Here is a 15,935-nt window from a genome sequence, read left to right as displayed (position 1 = left end):
AGCGGCTTTCAGCGATGGTGTCTCGATGGCCGCCTGGTAAGTGAGAAGAGCACCGCGGGAGAAGCCGATCATGGCAATGCGGCTCACATCAACGCTCGCCACCTGTTGCAGACGAGCCAGGGCGGCACGGATATCGTCGCCATGACCGTCGAGCGACCGGGTGGCGCGCCGGATCGGCGAGAAGCCTATATAGCCGGCCGTAGCCAGGACCTCGCAGGTCTCCCGCGGGGCGCCACCGACGCGATCACCGACGCCGCCATGATTGTAGACCACGGCAGCAAACGGGCCCGGCCCCACCGGTAGGCACAGATATCCGGCCAAGGTGAGACCACCGGAGCGGTAGTTGATTCTTTCGGCGGCATGCGCGCCCGCTAAACACAGTAGACCGCTAATGCAAACGATCAAGACGCGCAACACAGAGCTTCCTCCCGCGATATAGCCGTCACTCACTATGGGTGAACACGTGCGAAAATTCCGCCATTTTCGGAGCTTGGTACCGTAGAAAGTCTACACCCTGGGCGCCCTAGATCATTTTCAGCCCATAGCGGCTTGAAGATTGGTATCCAGCGCGTCGAGGAAGCCGTTAGTAGTCAGCCAACCCTGGTCCGGACCAATGAGGATGGCGAGATCTTTGGTCATCTTTCCGGACTCGACCGTGTCAACGCAGACGCGTTCCAGTGTCTCGGCAAAATACACGACGGACGGCGTGTCGTCGAAGCGCCCGCGATAGCTGAGTCCCCGCGTCCAAGCAAAAATCGAAGCGATGGGATTGGTCGAAGTTTCCTTGCCCTGCTGATGCTGGCGATAATGGCGTGTGACGGTACCGTGCGCCGCCTCGGCCTCGACGGTCTTGCCGTCGGGGGTGAGCAGCACCGAGGTCATCAGCCCCAACGAGCCAAAGCCCTGGGCCACGGTGTCCGACTGCACATCGCCGTCGTAGTTCTTGCAGGCCCAGACGAAACCGCCCTCCCACTTCAGTGCGCAGGCCACCATGTCGTCGATCAGACGGTGCTCGTAGGTCAGACCGGCGGCGGCGAACTTGTCGGTGAACTCGTTGTCGTAGACCTCCTGGAAGAGGTCCTTGAAACGCCCGTCATAGGCCTTAAGGATGGTATTCTTAGTCGACATATAGACCGGCCATCCGAGGTCGAGACCGTAATTAAGGCAGGCGCGAGCAAAGCCGCGGATCGAGTCGTCAAGATTGTACATGCCCATCGCGATGCCGCCGCCAGGAAAGTCGAAGATGGTGAAATCCTGCGCTTTGCCACCATCCTCCGGCTCGAAACGCATGGTCAGTTTTCCCTTGCCTGGTACAACAAAATCAGTAGCACGATACTGATCACCAAAAGCGTGACGACCTATGACAATCGGCTGGGTCCAACCCGGCACTAGGCGCGGCACATTCTTGCAGATGATCGGCTGGCGAAACACGGTACCGCCGAGAATGTTACGGATAGTGCCGTTGGGCGAGCGGTACATACGGTTGAGCTCGAACTCCTCAACCCGCTCCTCGTCGGGCGTAATAGTGGCACATTTGACACCGACACCATGAACTTTAATCGCTTCGGCCGCATCCACGGTGATCTGATCGTCGGTCGCGTCCCGTGCCTCAATGCTGAGATCAAAATATTTCAGCTCAAGGTCCAGGTAAGGAAGAATCAGTTTGTCTTTAATGAAATGCCAGATGATGCGCGTCATCTCATCGCCATCAAGCTCAACAATCGGATTCGCGACCTTGATCTTAGCCATACGGGGGATCTCCGGAGAGTATGTTTCAGGGGGCGACGCGGACCATATCAAGGCCATCGGACCTTGCCCAGAGTTGAGACCTATAAACGCTCCGGATCGCCCACCAGATGCGCCATGCGCGTCTCAGAAAGCGCCGCGAATAGCGCATCTACGCTGTCCACAACCTGGTACAACGCAGCTGTATCGGCAGGGGCAAAGCCATGGGCGACAATGTGCGCGATGAGCGTCTGAAAGGGCGCCCAGTAGTTTTCTGGATCGACCAGTAACACCGGCTTATCGTGCTGACGCAGTTGCTTCCAGGTCACGATCTCGACCATTTCGTCGAGCGTGCCGATACCACCCGGCAAGACAGCAAAGGCATCGGCATAGGCGAACATGCGTTGCTTACGCGCATGCATGCTGTTGACGATCACGAGTTCGTCAAGACCCTGATGGGCAATCTCGGGCCGCTCAAGAAAATCAGGAATTATTCCCGTTACCCGCCCGCCAGCCGCCTTGGCGGCATCCGCCACCACACCCATCAGGCCGATGGCGCCACCGCCTTGTATCAGCTCGATGCCGCGCACGGCACAGGCCTGCCCTAGCGCCGCGGCGAGCACCGCCGCTGTCGGCCCCTCGCCGACCTGCGATCCGCAAAACACACAAAGCGATTGAATCTGAGACACTTGGGCTTTCCGGTTAAGATTGCAGTAAGGTGTGCACCATATTAGTCTCTCAGGTGCCGTCAATGCAGCAGCAGGGAGCCTGCCTGTGCAACGTCCGTTGTTGATTATCATTGCTACAGCCGTGCTCACGGGAGGCGCGGTCATCGTCTATACCATTCTCGAGCAGGTTGGCGCGCCGGGCGACACCACTGCCCCAGTGCGAATCGCCGCGATCGCACCCGAGTCGGATGCGGATGTCCAGGTGGTACCCCCTGCCGAAGCCGAATCTGAGCCAACACCGCCAGTAAGAGAGCCGCGTGAAACAACCGACGAGCCTGCGGGCCGCAACGCCAATATAGCCTCAACAAATGCCAATAGCGAAGGCGAAACCGATTCGGCAGATTCCGAGACTGCTGCCAAGCCCGAGGGCACGGTAGAGCCCGAGCCCCAAGAGCCGGAGGTGGCGGTGGAACCGAATGCTGCTGCCGCACTGCCGCCAGCAGAAGTACGACCGCGGGCGCTCGACTTAACAGCGCCGAGCTTCGGCACTGTGCTCATCGCCGCAGACGGCCACAGCGTTTTCGAAGGCCGGGCCGAGCCAGGCGCATCCGTCTCTGTGATGGACGGCGATGACGTGGTCGGCAACGCACTAGCCAACGCCCGCGGCGAATGGGTGGTTATCACGGACACGCCCTTGCCGTCGGGTAGCCGCGAGCTCAGCCTCGCCGCACGCGGCGAGGCGGGCACTGATGTGCTGTCGGAAAGCGTCATGGTGCACGTACCCGGAACCGCTAAAGTCGCGCCGAGCGACATCGACCATGACCCCGTCGCCGTATCCCTGCCGCGCGGCAATACCGGCATCGCGCGCCTAATGCAGAACGGCGAGCTCGGGTACGGCATCGAGGGCGCCCATGGCCTCAGCCTAGACAGCGTCACCTATGACGAAGTCGGAAATTTCGCCATCAGCGGTCGCGCCCTGCCGAAAAACAAGATCGCTGCCTACCTTGACAAGCAGGACGTCGGCAGCACCCACGCTACTAGCGCTGGCGATTGGACTATCGTACCCGAGGAGACCGTCAAACACGGCTTGTATACCCTGCGCGTCGATCAGCTTAACGACGGCGGGGTCATCGTCTCGCGCATCCAGACGCCGTTTACCATGGCCGATGTGACAGAAACCAACATCGCCGAAGGACTAGTGGTCGTGCAGCCGGGCAATAGCCTTTGGCGAATCGCCCGACGCATCTATGGCCGCGGTGTCCAGCACACCATCATTTACCAGGCCAATCGCGACCAGATCAACGAGCCGAGCCTAATCTATCCTGGCCAGATTTTTCTAGTGCCGACCCCACCCGACGACGAATGAGGCCGGCCGCGCCCGCGCCATCGGACGCCGTGGCGCCGAAGCGTAACGACCTTCACATCATCGCCACCCTTCTGCCCTATCTCTGGCCTGCCGGTCGGCTCGATCTCAAGGTACGCGTGGTCATCGCCATGTTATTCCTGATCGGCGCCAAGATCGCTGTCATCCAGGTTCCGCTACTACTCGGCCGCATCGTTAACGGGCTCGAGGGAGAAGGCATGAGCGTAGTGACAGTGCCTATTGCACTGATTGTCGCATTTGGCCTGGCACGTCTATTGTCAGTCTCTTTCGGCGAATTGCGCGATGCAGTCTTTGCCAAAGTCGCGCAACAGGCGATCCGCGAAGTGGCGCTGAAGACCTTCCGCAAGCTGCATGGGCTGTCACTCCGCTTTCATCTCGACCGACGCACGGGCGGACTTAGCCGTGTCATCGAGCGCGGCACCAAGGGTATCGAGTTTCTGCTCACCTTCATGCTCTTCAACGTGTTGCCAACGCTGCTCGAGATCGGCCTCGTGGTCGGCGTCATGCTCTGGAACTATGACGCCGTCTATGCCCTGATCACGGCGGTGTCCGTTATCGCCTATATTGGCTTCACCTTCTTTGTTACCGAGTGGCGCACCAAGTTTATTCGAAGCATGAACGATAATGATGAACTCGCTAATACTAAGGCCATTGATAGTTTGCTCAATTATGAAACAGTAAAATATTTTAGCAACGAAGACCATGAGGCTTGCCGTTACAATAACTCCCTGCACGCCTATCAGAATGCAGCGGTACGCACCAAAGTATCCCTTTCATTACTCAATATAGGCCAGGGTGTGGTCACGGCATGCGGCATGACTGTTGTCTTGCTAATCGCCGGAAATTCCGTAGCAGTCGGCGAGATGCGCATCGGCGAGTTGGTCGCCATCAACGCCTTTATGCTGCAACTCTATCAGCCACTCGGCTTACTCGGCTTCGTCTACCGCCAGATTCGCCAATCGCTGATCGACATGGAGCGCATGTTCCAGCTGCTCGGCAAGCGCCCCGAGATCACTGACGCGCCGGATGCCCCGGCACTTACGGTCCGCGACGGCGCGGTTGCCTTCGAGGGCGTCGATTTTGCCTATGACAGCGAGCGGGCTATCCTGCACGACATCTCGTTCACGGTCATGCCCGGCAACACGCTCGCCATCGTCGGGCCAAGCGGTGGGGGCAAGTCAACCATCTCCCGGCTGCTCTTTCGCTTCTACGAGGTGAATGCCGGGCGCATCACCATAGATGGCCAGGACATCGCGCATGTCAGCCAAGCCTCCCTGCGCGCCGCCATCGGCATCGTTCCCCAGGACACGGTGCTGTTTAACGACAGTATTCTCTACAACATCGCCTATGCGCGCCCGGACTGCTCGGAGACCGAGGTGGCCGAGGTCGCACGCCTAGCGCATATCGACCGTTTTATCGCAGAGCTGTCAGACGGCTATGAGTCGCTGGTTGGCGAGCGCGGACTTAAACTCTCGGGCGGCGAGAAGCAGCGCGTCGCCATCGCCCGCATGCTGCTCAAGGCGCCGCGTATCCTCGTCTTCGACGAGGCAACCTCAGCGCTCGATACAGCGACCGAGAAGGAAATCCAGACGAACCTACGCGAGGTCAGCCGGGGGCATACGACGCTTATGGTCGCCCACCGACTCTCGACCGTCGTCGATGCCGACGAGATCCTGGTGCTCGACAAGGGCCACATCGTCGAGCGCGGCCGCCACCCGGACCTGCTCTCCGCCGGCGGCCTCTACGCCGAGATGTGGGCCCGCCAACAGGAAACCGCACGCATGGCCGAGCGGCTGCTCGAGCTGGAAGAGAGCAATTAACCGGAGAACGTTTTCTATTTCTCACTCGAATTGGTGACTGTCACCAAATTATGCTAAGCTGCGCATACTAGCCAACACAAGGTGTTCCGTAGCATGCCACGCCAAGCTCGACTGGTCGTCCCCGGGCTGCCGCACCACGTGGTGCAGCGCGGCGCCCGCACGCAAACCGTCTTCTTTGATGCCGACGACTACAGCGCCTATCTCGAGCACCTTGGCGCACGCACCCAGGAGACCGGCTGCGCCGTCTGGGGCTATTGCCTGATGCCGAACCACGTGCACCTGATTCTGGTGCCGCCTAGCGAGGACAGCCTGCGCAGCACCCTGGCGCCCGTGCACCGCGCCTATGGCCTGCGGATCAACCGCCGCAAAGGGTGGCGTGGACATCTTTGGCAGGAGCGCTTCCTTTCCTTCGCCATGGACGAGAGCCATTTGGCATCGGCGGCACGCTATGTCGAGCGCAATCCGGTTCGCGCCGGTCTGGTGCGGCAACCGGAGGGCTGGCGCTGGTCGAGCGCACGCGCTCACCTCGAAGGCCGCGACGATGCCTTGGTCGAGGTGGCGCCGTTGCTCAACCTCGTGCCGGACTGGACCAGCTATCTCGACAACGATGACGACGAGGTCGAAATGGCTCGCTTGCGCGGCCACGTGACCAGCGGCTGGCCGCTCGGTAGCGAGCCGTTCCTCGACCGCCTCGAAGCCGCCAGCGGTCGGCGCCTGCGCCCCGCCAAACGCGGCCGCAAGCCCAAGCGACGCCTACAAGACGACGACGTTTAACTGATAGCAGTTATCTGTTTCCAGTTGGAAAAGGTAACTGTCATCGATTCATTGGCGCTGCAGGCTGAAGATAGGGCGCAGCCAGACGCCAATGGCATTACCGGGGATCGCGGCTAGCAGCCAGACCCAGCCGTGCAGGCTGCCCGAGGCGATGCCGGAGAACAATGCACCGATATTGCAGCCATAGGCGAGACGCGCGCCGTAGCCCATAGCCAGACCACCAATCACCGCGGCAAGCAGTGGGCGCAGGGCGATGCCCGGGCTGGGCCGCATGGCGCCGGCCAAAGACGCCGCTGCAAAGGCGCCGAGCAGGAGCCCGAAATTCATCACTGAGACGTTGTCGCGCAGCAGCGAGCCACCGAGAGCGCGCGCTTGGAAGCCGGAATCCCAGAATGTACTGCTTGCAGGATCCCAACCTAGCGCCGCCGCGACTTTGGCCGCCCAGAGAGAGAAGCCCCAGGTGATCGACCAGGCATGACCTGCGGTCGCCAGGGTCAGCCAGTTGAGCCCCGCCAGCAGTAGCGCTGCCAACAGAAGCGGCCAGGGGCCGCGCAGCCAGGTCGTGCGCGGCATGCCACCGGCCGGCCACAAGGGCCGCCCGGCACGGTTGACGAAGACGCGCAGGGCTAGCCATATCGCCAATAGGGCAACCAGTTCCAGGCTCACCGCCAGCTTCCAGCCCAGGCCCTCACCCAGAGAAACACTGCCGATGCCAGGAAGTTCGTGCCACCAGTGCAAATCAAGACTGCCCCAAAAAGCGCCGGCGCAGAAGAAGACCAGCACCAGCACCATACGAACGCTGCCGCCGCCCGCCGCGAAAAGCGTTCCCGAGGCGCAACCGTTACCAAGCTGCATGCCGATGCCGAACAGAAAAGCGCCAAAGACCATTGACAGGCCGACCGGCGCCACGGCGCCGGAGACCTTGCGCCCGAAAATATCGCCCTGCTCAAGGCCGGGCGCGAACAGCACGATGGCCACGGCAAGCATGAGTAGCTGCGCCGTGACGCCTGACAGATCGCGGGAGACCATGGCCCGCCGCCAGGCATCGGTAAACCCAAAAGCAGCATGATAGAGCGTGGCGCCGAGCACGATGCCGATGGTGAAGAGGCCTAGTTTTGGTCTGCCGTACTCGATGACGCCCGAGGCAAGCGCCAGCGCCACCACCAAAGCCATTGCCAATGCCCACCACTGGACGCCGGCACGGCTCTCGGCATTTCTCCCTGTCATATGCTTAACTTAGAAAAACACCCTTGCCGGTCGTCTGGGTGTCGAAGAGCCGATAGGCTTCGACCGCCTGGTCGAGCTGCCAGCGGTGGCTAAAAAGTTTGTCGACATCGATGCCGCGGCTGGCCACGAAGGCGGCGCATTCGGCTTGGCCGTGGCGGCTGAATGTCCAAGAGGCGATGATGGTGACCTGGCGGCGCAGCATGTCCGGGCTGACGTCCAGCGTCACATCACCGCCCTCACCGACAAAGGCGGCCTTGCCCCAGGTGCGCACCGCGCGTACCGCGGCACGACGCGCCTCTGCAACGCCCGAGCAGTCCAGCGAAAGGTCGACGCCACGCCCGCCCGTATGCTCGCGCAACGCGTCCACCGGGTCGTCCACAGCCGGGTCAATGACCACGTCGGCGCCAAACTCGCCGGCCAGCGCGCGCCGCTCCGCTGAGACGTCGAGCGCGATCACCCGCGCACCCATAGCGACGGCGAGCTGGGTCGCACTCGCCCCAACAGGACCCTGGCCGAAGATAGCGATAGTGTCCGGCCCGCATAAATCGAGCCGGCGCAACGCGCCCCAAGCCGTGCCAGTGCCGCAAGAGATCGTCGCGCCCGTCTCGAAGGAGAGCGCCTCGGGCAGCGCAACCAGTGTGCGCGCGGGAACCTTGATGTAAGGCGCGTGGCCGCCATGGCCGGTCACTCCATAGACCGTGATACCCTCGCCACAGAGCTGCGACCAGCCGACGCGGCAGTGCCTGCAATACCCGCAGCCGGCATAGTGGTGCACCATGACGCGACTGCCGATCACAGCCTCGGGTTCGTCGACCCCGGGGCCAGCAGCAGCCACGATACCGCAGGGCTCGTGTCCAGCGATGACTGGTGAGCCATCACCGCCCAGACCAAGCGCCGCGATACCGCCGTCCTTGGCGGCGCGGTAAAACTTGAGATCACTGCCACACATGCCGGAGGCCTTGATCTCCACCACCACCTCGCCGGGGCCCGGCGTCGGATCGGCAAATTCCTGCAGCTCGAGCTCGCGATCGCCGAGAAACACCACGCCGCGCATAATGCGCTCTTCGTCTTGCCGGTTCTCTAGAGGTCGTAACCCCGCTCACCGTGGGCCATGAGGTCAAGGCCCTCGGTCTCAGTATCCGCATCGACGCGCAGGCCGACCAGAGCTTGCGTGATCTTGACCAGGACGAAGGTGGCGACCCCCGACCAGAGAAGTGTTGCGACGATGCCGGTTAGTTGAATGCGAGCCATGCTGCCGGCCGAGTCAGCGCTCGGCAGGCCGAGACCGCCCAGCTCAGGCAGACAGAGGAAGGCTAGTAGGAAGGTGCCAGTGGCACCGCCCACGCCATGCACCGCCATAACGTCGAGGGCGTCGTCGATCTTGAACTTGGTCTTGATGAAGCCGACCGCGGCGAAGCAGAGCGCACCCGAGACGAGTCCCAGCACGAAGCCACCGAAGGGCCCAACGAAGCCCGACGCAGGCGTGATCGTAGCCAGGCCAGCGATGGCGCCGGTGGCGATACCGACTAAGGTCGGTTTGCCGAAACGCATCCACTCGATCACCGTCCAAGTCAGCGCTGCGGTGGCAGCGGAGATGTGCGTCACCGTCATCGCCATGCTGGCACTGGTGCCGGCCGCGAGCGCGCTGCCCGCGTTGAAACCGAACCAGCCGACCCAGAGCATAGCCGCGCCCATCATTACCAGGCCGGGGTTATGAGGCGGCTGCACCTCGCGCGGAAAGCCCGAGCGACTACCGAGGACGGCAGCCAGCACCAGGGCCGAGACGCCGCAGGTCATATGCACCACCAGGCCGCCGGCAAAGTCGGCCACGCCCATGTCGGCGAGCCAGCCGCCACCCCAAACCCAGTGGGCTACGGGGGCATAGACCACGATCAGCCAGAGGCCTGAGAACAGCACCACCGCGCCGAACTTGATGCGCTCCACATATGCACCGACGATCAGCGCCGGGGTGATGATGGCGAAGGTCATCTGGAACATAAAGAAGAGGGTTTCGGGGATCGTTCCAGATGCCGTCTCCAGGCCGACACCGGAGAGGAAGGCCTTGTCGAGCCCGCCGATCACCGCGTTCAGCCCGCCGCCGTCGCTGAAGGCCAGGCTGTAGACGAAGAGCAGCCAGAGTACAGAGGCCACGCAACAGATCGTGAAGCATTGCATTAAGACCGACAGCACGTTGCGCGAACGCACCAGTCCGCCATAGAACAGCGCCAAACCCGGCATGGTCATGAACAGAACCAGCGCTGTTGCAGTGAGGATCCAGGCCGTATCGCCGCTATCAATGACCGACGCATCCTGTGCCAACGCCGTCGCCGGCAACAAGGCCATGGTCAGGGCGGCCGTGCCGCCAAACAGTTTCCGTAAGGGCATCTCAACGTCCTCTCTCTGTAATCCCATGATGCGCTGGCCGCCCGGCGCACCGCCGCTATCCCCGGTCCCTTGCCTCTTTGCCTTGGGCCTACAGCGCTTGCGAGCCGGTCTCGTCCGTGCGTATGCGCAGCGCCTGGTCGATGTTGGTGATAAAGATCTTGCCGTCACCGATCTTGCCCGTGTGTACTGCGCCCTTGATCACCTCGATCAGACGCTCGACCCTGTCGTCGTCGACGACGACCTCAACCTTGAGCTTGGGCACGAAGTCGATGACGTATTCGGCACCGCGATAGAGTTCCGTATGCCCTTTCTGACGCCCAAATCCCTTGGCGTCCGAAATGGTCATGCCTTCTATGCCTTCCTCGTGCAGCGCCTGCTTCACCGCATCGAGCTTGAAGGGCTTGATGATCGCCTCGATTTTCTTCATGACACCGCTCCCCGTCTCCGGCCACGCTGCGCCGCGCGGGCCGCGCAGCACGATACACACATATCTTAAGGCAAAGTGAGAAAATGCTCCAGCCTTGCCCCATGCCTTGTCCGCTTGCCAATCAGACGAGCCCGATGATGTCGATCAGCAGCACTCGCAGGAAGAAGACCAGGGCAATACAGCCGAACAGCAGGCGCACCCAGTCGGACCGCCCCTGTTTATCGCGCCAGGTCAGAGCATGCAGCGCGACGACACCGGTGGCAACGAGGAAGATAAGATCAAGGCCATCGGGCATGTTTCGTGTTCAATAACAGGGTGGGAAGGTACATCCGGCGGGGATGGCGGCGAAGTGGGCGAGGCCGATGATGACCGATACCGTGAGCGCCGTCCATATGGTGTAACGGATGCCGAGATAGATCATGGTGCGCGTCGGCGGCGCGCGCACTATACCGTAGCGAGCTGGGTCAAAACCGGGCGCACGCCCACGCCGGGCCAAGTCGCGGCACAAGGAACGCACCCAGGGTGGCACAGAATCGCGGTTGAGATAGGCGAAAAACTGGCGATTCAGTAGTTTCGCGTTGTTGTCGACCTTGCGCCCGAACCAGGCTTCACAGGGCATCTCGAAGATGCGATACCCCGAGACCTCAAGGGGCGAAGCGCTCTCGAGGACGGTGGCAACGTCTGGTGGTGGCTCTGAATCCAGCGTGAACATGTCTCCCTTGAAGTATACTGTGCCGCGACGACGGCGCGTAACCTGCTGCCTCTTGCCTCGGTGCTCGAACCGCGCGAGGCAAACCTCTCTCTTGAAACCGCCCCCGAGCGCTGGGGCGTGCAGCCACACCGCCCTTGGCGATGCCAGCATTGCCGGGAAAGTTGTTGCGCAAAAGGGCGAAGGCCAACGGGAGCTGAGCAAACTAATCCGCTTCAGTCGTATTTTCTGGCCACCGCTAGCATGGCGTCGATCTCGGTGAACTTGGTACGGGGGCGCTGGCCTTCGCCGGCAGCGATTTCAGCGGCGTCGATACGTTCCCAGTCTTCGTAGGTGGTGACCGCGACATCGCGCACGGCGAGGAGCGCGTTAAGCGCCTCGGAGCCAGAATTTTCGCCGGCCACGACACCGTCGGCGAGGATTAGATCGACGACCTCGCGGGCGTCGTTGCGGTTGGTGCCGATGACGCCCGTGGGCCCGCGCCGGGCCCAGCCAACCACATAGGCACCGGCCTCGATGCGACCACCCTGGTTGCGCACGATGCCACGCGCCTCGTCTATCGGCGGACCGCCCTCACCGCCCACAGCACGGTAGCCAATAGCCGAGACGAAAAGCTGCGCCTCGATCTCGAACGTCTCCCCCGTCGGCACCGCACGGCCGCCTTCGAGCCGCGTGCGTTCAAGCCGCACCCCTGTCACCCGATCCTCACCGAGAATCTCCACAGGCGAGGCGCAGAACATCAAATGGACCTTGACCGGGCGTGGGTCGGCAGCAACATCCGCATCCGCGTAGCTGCGCAGAATTTCCCGGTTCTTCTCACGCTTCCTACGATCATTGTCCGCCACACCGTCGTCACTCAGCGCCAAGCATTCCGCGGGCACCACCGGCATGGCCTCTTCGAGTTGACCAAGTTCCTTGAGTTCGGGCGCCGTGAAGGCCGCCTGCATCGGCCCGCGTCGACCAATCACGTAGATGTCCCTGAGCGGCGCCGCAACGATCGCCGCTGCTGCAGCCAGATCAATATCAGTCGTCGCCATCTCGTCCGCGGTCTTGGCCAGCAGGCGCGCGATGTCCAGCGCCACGTTGCCGACGCCGATCACCACCGCCGCCTTGGCATCGACCTCCCGCGACAGGTCGAGCGAGCCGGGCACGGCGTTGTACCAGTCCACAAAGGTGGTCGATTCGACCGCGCCGAACAGGCTCTCGCCGAGAATGTGAAGACGCCTTGGCACCTGTGCGCCGATGGCCAGTATCACTACGTCATAAAGCGACTTCAACTCGTCGTAGGTGACGTCATTGCCAAAACCTACATTGCCGAGCAGGCGCACATCTAGCTTCTGCAGAATGCGGTCAAAAACATTGATCACGTTCTTGGCACTTTGATGGTCGGGCGCAACACCCGCCCGCACCAAACCATAGGGCGTCGGCAACTTGTCCAGAATGTCGATGCGGCAGGGCTGCGGCTTACGCAACAGAGCATCCGCGGCATAGAGGCCAGCCGGTCCGGCGCCGACGATGACCACGGACAGGGGCACAGGCTCGCTCATGCGGCATCTCCGTCAAGTTCGGTATCGGGCAGACCGCCAAAGCGCCCGCGCAAGGTAGGCGACAGCAACCGCCCTTCGAAGGTCTCGAGCCGCTGGGTCACGTGCTCTTCGACCGGGAACCAGATGCATCGGTAGATATCGCCGCACAGCTCGCGCGCTTCTGACCCGGGCCAAGCTTTGGGCAGCAACGCCTCGGGCAGCATAGGGTCGTGCAACATGACGCGTCGGTAGTCGTGTATCAGGATCGAGCGGATCACGAAGGCGACTTCGGGCCGCGTCCGCGGACGTGCGCCAAGCAGCCCACGGACCGTGCGGAAGCGATCGACGAATTGATTATAGGCCATCGCTAAACGATCGAGGTCCCAGCCACGCGCCACCAGCGCCTGCAACGGCTGATCTTCACCGATCAGACCGGCGGTGCGCGATTCGAGAATTAGTGCATCCTCGGCAATGCCGACCGCGGCCAGCGCCTGGATCAACGCCGCATGATCCGGCGCAGGGTGAGCATAGACGCCGGGCGCGATTGTGCCAAAGCCTTGCCAGGACAGCTCGCGGCGCAGGGATTCGCGCTGCGAGGGCGCCATGCCCGTGCCGGCCACCACCACCAGGTGCCAGATGCCGTCCCACTCGGGCAGAGTCTCCGCATAAATGCGACGGGTCGCTTGCTCGAATCGCATGCGCCCGGTCTCGCTGAGACCAAAATAGCTGCGCCGACCCTTGGTAAGACGCTCCAGCCAGCCCGAATTGGTCAGACGATTAGTAGCTGTACGAACCAAGCGTTCGCTAAGCCCGAGCGGTGCCATGAGTTCGATCAGGCTGCCAAGCCAGACATGCCCGCCATGGGGAGCGAGTGAATCCCCGAACACCGTGACGATAAGCGACGTCGCCTTGGGGGCGATCAGATTGGGTAGATCGCGAGCCTCTTGTTCTATGGAGCTCTTGGGCATGGCGGCGATGGAGATGTGCATGAGGTTCTCGGTAAATCTGCATAGCACGACAGGCGGCACGGGTCATCTCGATAACGGCCACGACACCAACGCAAGTCATTATGATACATTTTTTTAACTTATTACTAAAAACGTATCATATAGCCTCTTTTTAAAGAGGGTGAGGCATGTGGACCTATGGTGCCAGCGATACCCTGCCAGACTGCTATCGAACAGCGCTGATCAACCTGATGACCTTCCAGAATATACCGGCGGCCAGCCAGCGGCCAAGAACATGTGCTTCGCACCACAGCCCGAGGAGGTTTTACGACTGTCAAAGAAGGTGATGGAGAATTTCGGCCGCGCCTACAGTGCATGAAACCTGCTTGCCTGTCCCTGTATCGATGTCGATGCCCGCCTCCAAGAACTGGGCTCGCATCCAGACAACCCCAACCGGACCAAGGTCAATGTCGGCTTACACAAAGAGGAGATAGGACACCTGGTCTTCGGCGTCTGGGCGCCCAAGCGCTGCATTGAGTTCAGCGGAGAAGCGGCGCGCGCCAGCATGCAGACGAGAGTGCCAAAGTTTATGCGCATGGGTCTCAGCTTCAACGACCACCTCTCGAACGGCAGCAACAAATCGGCGGTGTTCAACATCTATTAAGAGTAAAGCTGCAAGCGGAGTACGTGAAACTTCTTAAGGACCACCTCGGTCTAGTCGACCTAAAACGCCCAAAACACGGATCCCGATTACGGTAAACGCATGGACAACAAGGCCCATGTCGCCAAGTCACGCCGACCCGACGCTCGCACGGGAAGCCCGCTCATGCTATAAGCGGCGAAGATGGCGGCGGCGAGATCTCATACCAAACCTGTGCCCACCCACATATCGCCCTCACCTGTCAAGTAGCCGACTATGCGACTTACGGCATGGGAATAGACAAGCCGCGCGCAGGCACGTCATACCCATGCAGGATAGCCGGGCGATCAGCAATCTCGGTGTACCACCGTGCCAGATTCGTGTAGGCGGCAAGATCCATTTCCTGCCATTCGAAACGCGAAATCCAGGGCCACGTGGCGATATCGGCGATCGACAACTCGCCCGCCAGAAATTGGTGCTTGCCGAGTTGACGGTCGAGCACAGCATATATGCGCGCGCTCTCCTTGCTGTAGCGCTCCTCGGCATAGGGAGACTTCCCGGGATTAAACTTTACAAAATGGTGGGTCTGGCCGAGGAACGGCCCGACTGAACCCATCTGTATCATCAACCATTGCAACACATCGAAGCGCTGCTCCATAGCCGTCGGCCAGAGCGGGCTTGCAACCTTCTCCGCTAGGTAAATGAGGATGGCGCCCGATTCCATCAGCTTCATGCCGTTGTCATGGTCGACAATGGCCGGGATCTTGTTGTTCGGGCTGATCTCGAGGAATTCCGGATCGAACTGCTCATCCTTACCGATATCGATAGCATGGACCTCGTAAGGCAACCCGATTTCCTCAAGCATGATGGAGATCTTGCGGCCGTTGGGAGTGCTCCACGTATACAGATCGATCATAACAGGCCTTTGCCACAGTTTTACGAAGTCCGGGACCATAGCCGCCGGCACATATCTTAGCCAATCGCGATGGATTCATGCCGGCGACTCTTTATGAAATGACTTTAAACCCCTACCACAATATGCGCCAGACAATGGCTAATGACGTCGCACCTCAGTTACCACGTAAAGACTGTGGGGCGCGCGAATTTTCTTGGCGAAACCGGCTCGCACAAGGAAAGTTCCAAATCTGAGAAGGCCTCAGCGGCGACGGCTTGCACCGGCGTTACTGCGGCATCACCACCGGCGCACCGGCAAGGAAGGGTGCCATTTCGTCGCGCGCCCGCAACACCGCACCGCTTTTCCGCGCGCGTTTGCCGATGCGCTCCGGCGGGAAGCCGAGCTGCGCCATACCGATGCCGGGATCGAAGATTTCCGTGTAGTGGGCCACGAGCCCGTTGCGCAAGTGAAAGCGGCTCATGCCCTCAAAGACTACACGCCTACCCTCACAGCCGGGAATGCGAGAGGTATAGCCGAAGAGATAACGCGCGTAGCCGCGGTCGCCGGAACACGTCGGCTCAATCATCTGCCACACCAGGTCTTCTGCGTCGCCGTGGAAGTGTGCGTCGATCATATCGGCGATGGCTTCGCGACCTTGGAAATCGCCGTAAAAGCCATCGTGATAAATGCCGTCTTCGGTAAACAGCACGGCAAGCTCCGCGCCACCGGTGCACGCGGCATCGCAAAAGTGCTTGGTGAGGTCGGCGAAGTCCATGACGTGGCTCCCTTCGGTCAATACAATATGGTT

The 15,935-nt window shown here is 61.2% G+C and carries 16 protein-coding genes; 3 read left to right on the top strand and 13 right to left on the bottom strand.

Annotated elements, in window-relative coordinates; translation table 11 throughout:
* The 3 genes from QF629_12000 to QF629_11990 all read right to left on the bottom strand — a co-directional run.
* The coding region (locus tag QF629_12000) for a dienelactone hydrolase family protein (GenBank protein ID MDP6014246.1) at positions 1–417 on the bottom strand (417 nt) is incomplete at its 3' end.
* Positions 418–534: 117 nt separating this feature from the next.
* Entirely contained in the window at positions 535–1,749 is a 1,215-nt protein-coding gene (locus tag QF629_11995) for an NADP-dependent isocitrate dehydrogenase (protein MDP6014245.1), read from the bottom strand.
* A gap of 80 nt (positions 1,750–1,829) precedes the next feature.
* Positions 1,830–2,414 (bottom strand): TIGR00730 family Rossman fold protein, encoded by a 585-nt coding sequence (locus QF629_11990; protein ID MDP6014244.1) that lies wholly within the window; start codon positions 2,412–2,414, stop codon positions 1,830–1,832.
* Positions 2,415–2,499: 85 nt separating this feature from the next.
* Here QF629_11990 and QF629_11985 point away from each other — a divergent pair, with 85 nt between their 5' ends.
* From QF629_11985 to QF629_11975, 3 genes are all read left to right on the top strand, one after another.
* The gene (locus QF629_11985) at positions 2,500–3,759 is read left to right on the top strand and encodes a LysM peptidoglycan-binding domain-containing protein (GenBank protein MDP6014243.1); all 1,260 of its coding nucleotides are present in this window, start codon (positions 2,500–2,502) and stop codon (positions 3,757–3,759) included.
* The gene (locus QF629_11980; GenBank protein MDP6014242.1) at positions 3,756–5,597 is read left to right on the top strand and encodes an ABC transporter ATP-binding protein/permease; all 1,842 of its coding nucleotides are present in this window, start codon (positions 3,756–3,758) and stop codon (positions 5,595–5,597) included. Before QF629_11985 ends, QF629_11980 begins: the two co-directional genes overlap by 4 nt.
* A 93-nt stretch (positions 5,598–5,690) precedes the next feature.
* Entirely contained in the window at positions 5,691–6,371 is a 681-nt protein-coding gene (locus QF629_11975) for a transposase (protein ID MDP6014241.1), read from the top strand.
* A 48-nt stretch (positions 6,372–6,419) separates the two neighbouring features.
* Here QF629_11975 and QF629_11970 read toward each other — a convergent pair whose 3' ends face one another.
* The 10 genes from QF629_11970 to QF629_11925 form a co-directional block, all read right to left on the bottom strand.
* Positions 6,420–7,598, bottom strand: coding sequence for a YeeE/YedE family protein (locus tag QF629_11970; protein MDP6014240.1), 1,179 nt, complete (start codon positions 7,596–7,598; stop codon positions 6,420–6,422).
* Positions 7,599–7,602: 4 nt separating this feature from the next.
* A complete protein-coding gene (locus tag QF629_11965; GenBank protein MDP6014239.1) occupies positions 7,603–8,652 on the bottom strand; it encodes a zinc-binding dehydrogenase in 1,050 nt (349 codons plus the stop codon).
* 26 nt (positions 8,653–8,678) lie between these two features.
* Positions 8,679–9,983, bottom strand: coding sequence for an ammonium transporter (locus QF629_11960; GenBank protein MDP6014238.1), 1,305 nt, complete (start codon positions 9,981–9,983; stop codon positions 8,679–8,681).
* Positions 9,984–10,071: 88 nt separating this feature from the next.
* Positions 10,072–10,410, bottom strand: a complete 339-nt coding sequence (locus QF629_11955; GenBank protein MDP6014237.1) for a P-II family nitrogen regulator — start codon at positions 10,408–10,410, stop codon at positions 10,072–10,074.
* A 121-nt stretch (positions 10,411–10,531) separates the two neighbouring features.
* Entirely contained in the window at positions 10,532–10,705 is a 174-nt protein-coding gene (locus QF629_11950; GenBank protein ID MDP6014236.1) for a hypothetical protein, read from the bottom strand.
* Between the two features lie 9 nt (positions 10,706–10,714).
* Positions 10,715–11,122 carry a hypothetical protein gene (locus QF629_11945; GenBank protein ID MDP6014235.1) on the bottom strand — a complete coding sequence of 136 codons (408 nt, stop codon included), beginning with the start codon at positions 11,120–11,122 and terminating at the stop codon, positions 10,715–10,717.
* Positions 11,123–11,334: 212 nt separating this feature from the next.
* Positions 11,335–12,666: an FAD-dependent oxidoreductase gene (locus tag QF629_11940; protein ID MDP6014234.1), complete on the bottom strand. Its 1,332-nt coding sequence runs from the start codon at positions 12,664–12,666 to the stop codon at positions 11,335–11,337.
* Positions 12,663–13,634, bottom strand: coding sequence for a phenylacetic acid degradation operon negative regulatory protein PaaX (paaX, locus tag QF629_11935; GenBank protein MDP6014233.1), 972 nt, complete (start codon positions 13,632–13,634; stop codon positions 12,663–12,665). The genes QF629_11940 and paaX overlap by 4 nt, the downstream gene beginning before the upstream one ends.
* Before the next feature lie 881 nt (positions 13,635–14,515).
* Positions 14,516–15,148, bottom strand: coding sequence for a glutathione S-transferase N-terminal domain-containing protein (locus QF629_11930; protein MDP6014232.1), 633 nt, complete (start codon positions 15,146–15,148; stop codon positions 14,516–14,518).
* 265 nt (positions 15,149–15,413) lie between these two features.
* The gene (locus QF629_11925; protein MDP6014231.1) at positions 15,414–15,902 is read right to left on the bottom strand and encodes a nuclear transport factor 2 family protein; all 489 of its coding nucleotides are present in this window, start codon (positions 15,900–15,902) and stop codon (positions 15,414–15,416) included.
* Positions 15,903–15,935: the final 33 nt, after the last annotated feature.

The organism is Alphaproteobacteria bacterium (genome assembly GCA_030739735.1).
Classification (GTDB): domain Bacteria; phylum Pseudomonadota; class Alphaproteobacteria; order UBA7887; family UBA7887; genus UBA7887.
The sequence above is the reverse complement of the archived record's forward strand: the minus strand, read 5'-3'. Positions and strand labels throughout refer to the sequence as shown.

Bases quoted from the DNA above. Each gene is read 5' to 3' on its own strand.
- QF629_11995 (MDP6014245.1), bottom strand. From the start codon at position 1,749: ATGGCTAAGATCAAGGTCGCGAATCCGATTGTTGAGCTTGATGGCGAT.
- QF629_11980 (MDP6014242.1), top strand. From the start codon at position 3,756: ATGAGGCCGGCCGCGCCCGCGCCATCGGACGCCGTGGCGCCGAAGCGT.
- QF629_11975 (MDP6014241.1), top strand. From the start codon at position 5,691: ATGCCACGCCAAGCTCGACTGGTCGTCCCCGGGCTGCCGCACCACGTG.
- QF629_11970 (MDP6014240.1), bottom strand. From the start codon at position 7,598: ATGACAGGGAGAAATGCCGAGAGCCGTGCCGGCGTCCAGTGGTGGGCA.
- QF629_11965 (MDP6014239.1), bottom strand. From the start codon at position 8,652: ATGCGCGGCGTGGTGTTTCTCGGCGATCGCGAGCTCGAGCTGCAGGAA.
- QF629_11960 (MDP6014238.1), bottom strand. From the start codon at position 9,983: ATGCCCTTACGGAAACTGTTTGGCGGCACGGCCGCCCTGACCATGGCC.
- QF629_11955 (MDP6014237.1), bottom strand. From the start codon at position 10,410: ATGAAGAAAATCGAGGCGATCATCAAGCCCTTCAAGCTCGATGCGGTG.
- QF629_11950 (MDP6014236.1), bottom strand. From the start codon at position 10,705: ATGCCCGATGGCCTTGATCTTATCTTCCTCGTTGCCACCGGTGTCGTC.
- QF629_11945 (MDP6014235.1), bottom strand. From the start codon at position 11,122: ATGTTCACGCTGGATTCAGAGCCACCACCAGACGTTGCCACCGTCCTC.
- QF629_11940 (MDP6014234.1), bottom strand. From the start codon at position 12,666: ATGAGCGAGCCTGTGCCCCTGTCCGTGGTCATCGTCGGCGCCGGACCG.
- paaX (MDP6014233.1), bottom strand. From the start codon at position 13,634: ATGCACATCTCCATCGCCGCCATGCCCAAGAGCTCCATAGAACAAGAG.
- QF629_11930 (MDP6014232.1), bottom strand. From the start codon at position 15,148: ATGATCGATCTGTATACGTGGAGCACTCCCAACGGCCGCAAGATCTCC.
- QF629_11925 (MDP6014231.1), bottom strand. From the start codon at position 15,902: ATGGACTTCGCCGACCTCACCAAGCACTTTTGCGATGCCGCGTGCACC.